Annotated in this window: 6 protein-coding genes; all 6 read left to right on the top strand. The window is 69.2% G+C overall.

From position 1 onward, the window contains the following. Window positions 1–3: 3 nt before the first annotated feature. Window positions 4–909, top strand: coding sequence for an aldo/keto reductase (locus ACILQS_RS15445; RefSeq protein WP_395641015.1), 906 nt, complete (start codon window positions 4–6; stop codon window positions 907–909). Window positions 910–953: 44 nt separating this feature from the next. Further along, the gene (locus tag ACILQS_RS15440; RefSeq protein ID WP_395641014.1) at window positions 954–1,091 is read left to right on the top strand and encodes a hypothetical protein; all 138 of its coding nucleotides are present in this window, start codon (window positions 954–956) and stop codon (window positions 1,089–1,091) included. Between the two features lie 7 nt (window positions 1,092–1,098). Next, window positions 1,099–2,184: a cytochrome P450 gene (locus ACILQS_RS15435; RefSeq protein ID WP_395641013.1), complete on the top strand. Its 1,086-nt coding sequence runs from the start codon at window positions 1,099–1,101 to the stop codon at window positions 2,182–2,184. Further along, window positions 2,181–3,362, top strand: coding sequence for a hypothetical protein (locus tag ACILQS_RS15430; protein ID WP_395641012.1), 1,182 nt, complete (start codon window positions 2,181–2,183; stop codon window positions 3,360–3,362). Before ACILQS_RS15435 ends, ACILQS_RS15430 begins: the two co-directional genes overlap by 4 nt. Continuing rightward, window positions 3,359–4,168: a hypothetical protein gene (locus ACILQS_RS15425; RefSeq protein WP_395641011.1), complete on the top strand. Its 810-nt coding sequence runs from the start codon at window positions 3,359–3,361 to the stop codon at window positions 4,166–4,168. The genes ACILQS_RS15430 and ACILQS_RS15425 overlap by 4 nt, the downstream gene beginning before the upstream one ends. Continuing rightward, on the top strand, window positions 4,165–5,151 hold a 987-nt coding region (locus ACILQS_RS15420), incomplete at its 3' end, for a carbamoyltransferase N-terminal domain-containing protein (RefSeq protein ID WP_395641010.1). The genes ACILQS_RS15425 and ACILQS_RS15420, both read left to right, overlap by 4 nt.

Raw genomic sequence — 5,151 nt, 5'->3', positions numbered from 1 at the left:
AGCATGCTCACCTCCGACGGCGACCCCAACGCGTCGATCGATTCCATCCGACGGGCGATCGACCTGGGTGTGACGCTGATCGACACCGCCGAGATCTACGGTCCCTACGTCAACGAAGAGCTTGTCGGGCGCGCGCTGCGGGGCCGACGCGACGAGGTCGTCGTCGCCACCAAGTTCGGACTGATCTCGCACGTCGGCGCACCCACTCCCGACGGCACGCCAGCCAACGTGCGGCTCGCGGTCGAGGGATCATTGCGTCGCCTCGGCACCGACCGGATCGACCTCTACTACCAACACCGTGTCGACCCCCGCACGCCGATCGAGGACACCATCGGCGCGCTGGCCGACCTCGTTGCCGCCGGCAAGATCCGGCACCTCGGCCTGTCGGAGGCATGGGTCGGGAACATCCGTCGCGCCCACGCCGTGCATCCGATCACCGCGCTGCAATCCGAGTTCTCGCTGTGGACCCGCGATCCCGAGCGGGAGGTGCTGCCGGTGCTGCACGAGCTGGAGATCGGGTTCGTCCCCTACTCCCCCCTCGGGCGTGGTCTGCTCACCGGGACGATCGAGTCGGACGACAGCCTGCTCCCCGACGACTACCGGCGCCACAACCCTCGCTTCGCGAAAGAGAACCTTCCCGCGAACCTGCGCGGCGTCGCGAAGGTGCAGCGGATCGCGTCGGAGGTCGGTGCGACGGCGGCCCAGATCGCAATCGCCTGGGTGATCGCCCGAGTGCCGGGGTCGGCACCGATTCCGGGCACCAAGTCGGTAGCGCACGTCGAGGAGAACGTCGCGGCAGACGGGGTCGCCCTCACCGCCGACCAGCTCGCCGCCCTCGACGACCTGACTCCCGCATCCGGCGAGCATCACGCGCCGGAGCAGATGCGTCTGCTCGATCGACAAGAGTGATGATCCGTCACTACAATCGACCAATTGCCCGAACCGGAGGACCCATGACCACCGTCGCCCCCGCCGTTACCCCCGCCGAGTCGATTGTCTTCGCATCGCTCACCGACCAGGGCATGGACACCATGACCGAGGGCGGGGTCGAGTTCGTACTCTGCGCCTCCGCTCTGACGGCCCAGATGTAGCGGATCGGTGAGCGTGGCGCGGACGGCGTCATTCCCGGCACTCGACCTACGTCACCGACCCGACCTGTTCGGCGCGTTTCTTGCCCATCCCTTCGGGGAAGAGCCGGTCGTCGAAGCAAAATTCGGCGGGCGACGCGGCTGGATCTTCATCGAGCCCGTGCATGCCCGTGCTCTGCTGAGGCGGCGCGACCTCGAGAAGGGACGCGGGGCGGCCTCGCGCGCGGCGGCGGGCGGATACCCGGCACTCGAAGGCGACCACTTCCGGCGCCGCCGCAGCGAGGTGATCGTCGCCTTGGCCGAGGCGGCATCCGACCGGGCGGCCATGCAGGACCGGCTGCGTGAAGCTGTCGGCCCGGCGCTGCCGCCGCGGCGGCTCCGGCCTGCATTGCTGACACAGTGGATGCTCCTCGATCTGACCGGCGCAGCTCCGAGCAAACTGCCGCTCGGGACGCTGCAGGCGGGGGTGGTTGCCGCCGAACGCCTGGCCGAAGCGATCCAGGCTGGCGCCCCTACGACTTCCGCCGACAGGGGTGCCCGCGCGGGGCTCGTGGACGCGCTCGCTGCATGCATGTCGGGAGACCGCGGCCGTTTCGTCGATGAGCTGCGCCATCGCGGCTGGACAAGATCGGACATCGTCGACGAACTGATCGCCCTCGCCCTCGCCGGGTGGGAGAGCACAGCGGCCGCGGTGACGTCCGCGATCACCATCGGCCTCGGGCAGGAGCCCCGCGATCCGGAGATCGCAGAGCTGCTGCGGCTCTACCCGCCGAGTTGGTTGATCGTGCGGTCCATGAGGGGCGACGAGGGTTGGGGGGCAGCGGGCGATCTCGCCGTGGTTAGCCCTTGGGTGACCCAGCGGTCGGCGGCCTGGGCCGACGCGGATCGGTTCGACCCAGACCGCGACGACACCCCGGCCGCGATACCATTCGGGGCGGGCCCGCGACGCTGCCCCGCCGACCTCTACGCCCGGACTCAGCTCGCGGTCGCTCTCGGTGCGTTCGGGGGGGCAGCGGCCCGACCAGGCCATCCCACCCTGATCGACCATCGCAGCGCGACCCTGCTTCCCTACGACGAACAGGATGACCCACGATGACCGAGGTCGACCTCGAGCACGTCCTTGGCGTCCGGCGGCTGCGCGCCACCGCCGAGACCATCGACGACCTGCTGGCGTTGAACGAGATCCCCCGAACCATGGTGCAGAGCTACCTGGCACGAGGTACCCACCTCACCCCCGTGCCCGGCTGGTCACGGCTCGCGGACCTTCCCGCGGATGTCGACCGCATCGTGGTGCGCGCGTTGCGGAATACCCTCTTCGAGACGGTGCTGCCGTGGGGGCCCGACGAGCGGGCGGCCGGCGAGGGAGCCGGGATCTCGGGGATCACGCTGCGCGATGGGCGCGCATTCGCGAACGGCGCCCTGCTCGGCGAGCACGAGGCGAAGCATCTCGTCATGCGACAGGTCGCCGAGTTTGTCGCCGCACACGGGGTTGTCGAGCAGGGCTGCGTGTTCGGGGTTTCGGGCGGCGGCGACAGCAACGCCCTCGCGTTCGGCCTCGCATCGGCTATCCCGGCCGACCGGCTGACTGCGTTCACCCTGGTGTTCCGCGACGTGATGACGCAAGCTGCAGCGGACCGCGCATCCGTGTTGTGCCAGGATCTCGGCATCGATCACCGCGTGTTCTCGGAGTCGGAGACGGCGGACCTGCTCCGCCTGCGCACCTCGCTCCCCGAGATGTACGACGACTTCGGGCAGGCGTTCGGCGAAGAAGCGATCCACTTCTTTGGCACGTTCCTCATCTTGCGTGCAGCGCGTGCGGTCGCGACCGAGCGCCGCTTCCGTGACCTGGCCTTCGGGTACAACCGCGAGGACCTGCTCGCCGAGCTCATGTTCACCGTCATGAACGGCCGAGCTCCGCTGCAATACCCAGTGCGGCCGATCGGGGAGCAACGCATAATCATGCCTGTGTGGCTTGCGCCCAAGGTCCTGCTGGACGCATGCCACCCGCGGTTCAGTCTTGAGAACTACCGCGAGCGTGATGCACACACCACGCGACAGCGGTCGCTCGCGTTCTACCTCGGCCACTCCCTCGACGCGATCTACCCAGGCTTCGGCCTCAGCCTCCTGGACGGGGCCGCACGATCCTTCGACGGAAACTTCGGTCGCCTGACGCACGACCCGGAACTCGATGTGTTCGTCACCGATGACGCCACCCCCGAACGCATCGACCGCGTCCGCGCGGCGCTTGCCCGACACCTCCCCGAGAGCCGATGACCGCGATCCCGCTTCCCGCCGCCTGGTTCGACCTCGAGCCACTAACCGGCGATGACGCGACTGTCCGGGGGCTGCTCCGCGACCCTGCGCACCCGCTCGTCGAAGCAGTCCGGCGCACCCCCACCCAGCAGGGCCGCGAGCTCGCCGCCGGCCTCAGGTCCGCCATCGGCGCACATGCCGAGTTCACGTACCCCGCCGAGCACGGCGCTGTGCACGCCGTCGCGATGCTCGCCGCCTGGATCGGTCCCTCGCCTGAGTCGATCCACGAGGACCTTGGCGGAACGGTCACGATCGTGCGATCGGGGCTCGGCCACCGCGACGATCAGCAATGGCATACCGACAGCACACCGTGGTGGCGACCCAACGCGATGACACTCCTCGGGCACGTGCACCTGGGGCTCGGCTTCGACGCTCCCGCGACAGAGCTGCTGCCCCTGGTCGCCGTCGACGAGGCGATGGCCGCTCATCCGGCCGCTCTGCAGGTATTGCGGTCGAGGCCCGTGCCCTGGCGCAGCAAGAACTTCGCCGACCGGAAGCAGTTCTCGGCGCCGATCCTGTCGCTCGACCTGCCTCGCTGGGTCGGGTCGGTCGTCGCCGAGCTCGACGACGAGTTCGCACCCGAGATGCGGGATGCGGTCGCGGTGTTCCGAGCCACGATCGCCGACCTCTCCCCTGTCCAGGCGGTCGTGGAACCGGGTCGCCTCGTCATGTTCGATAACCGCACGAACCTCCACCGCGGCCCGCATATAGAACCGACGCTGGATCGTCGTCTGATCCGCATCAAGCTCGGCGGCGCACCGGATTGAGCTCCCTCGGGATCTACGACGGCCACAACGCCGGAGCCGCACTGATCGGCTCGGACGGCACGGTCACGGCGGCGGTCGAGGAGGAGCGGTTCTCACGGATCAAGAACCATGACGCCCGCCCGGCACATGATCCGCTCCCGGTCGAGAGCGTCGCCTACTGCGTCGACGCTGCCGGCACCGACGTCGTGACAAGCGTTGTCTACGGTCTGCAGGCTCCCGACGATCTCGAACGGGTGGCGATGGCGAACTTCGATGCGCGCGTCGCGGCCGGGCAAACCCAACGACTCGCACGGGCGGACGAACTCGGGCTGACCGCCGAAAAGCTGCGGCGTCTTCCCCTGACCACCCAGCGCGATCGGGTAGCCGGACTGCGCCGCCTCGTCGGCAAGGTCGGACTGGGCGGCCTTCCGGAGAAGTTCGTCGACCACCACACCGCCCACGCAGCTGGGGCGTTCCTGCTCTCGGGGGCCCGCGACGCCCTCGTGATCACCCTCGACGGCAAGGGCGACGACCTCTCCGGGTCAGTGTCGATCGGAACGGGCGGCACCGTCGACCGTACCCTCGCTCTGCCCACCGAGGACTCGATCGGCCACCTCTACTCCGCCTTCACGGTCGCGTGCGGGCTGCGTCCGCAGCGGGACGAAGGCAAGCTGCAGGCGATGGCCGCGGACGGCGTCGCCGATCCCGGCATCCGCGGCTGGCTCGACGAACTGTACCGTGTGGACCCGCAGACCGGGGCGATACGCGGCCGTCTCGGCGACGGGCTGGTGGTGGGGCCGTACCCGGACCGGCCCGCGCACCTACACAACGACCGAGTTCGCGAACGCATCGAGGGGCTGCGTCCAGTGGATGCGGCGGCGACCGTGCAGTTGTTCGTCGAGGATCTCGTGGTCGCTTTCGCACGCTGGCATCTCGACCGTTCGGGGCAGGACACCCTCGTACTGGCGGGCGGCGTTTTCGCCAACGTGAGCCTCAACCGCCGG

Source organism: Pseudolysinimonas sp., from assembly GCF_044239695.1.
In the GTDB taxonomy this organism is placed as follows: domain Bacteria; phylum Actinomycetota; class Actinomycetes; order Actinomycetales; family Microbacteriaceae; genus Pseudolysinimonas_A.
Note: the sequence above shows the minus strand (reverse complement) of the source record. Positions and strands in the feature narration are given on the sequence as shown.

Bases quoted from the DNA above. Each gene is read 5' to 3' on its own strand.
- ACILQS_RS15445 (WP_395641015.1), top strand. From the start codon at position 4: ATGCTCACCTCCGACGGCGACCCCAACGCGTCGATCGATTCCATCCGA.
- ACILQS_RS15440 (WP_395641014.1), top strand. From the start codon at position 954: ATGACCACCGTCGCCCCCGCCGTTACCCCCGCCGAGTCGATTGTCTTC.
- ACILQS_RS15430 (WP_395641012.1), top strand. From the start codon at position 2,181: ATGACCGAGGTCGACCTCGAGCACGTCCTTGGCGTCCGGCGGCTGCGC.
- ACILQS_RS15425 (WP_395641011.1), top strand. From the start codon at position 3,359: ATGACCGCGATCCCGCTTCCCGCCGCCTGGTTCGACCTCGAGCCACTA.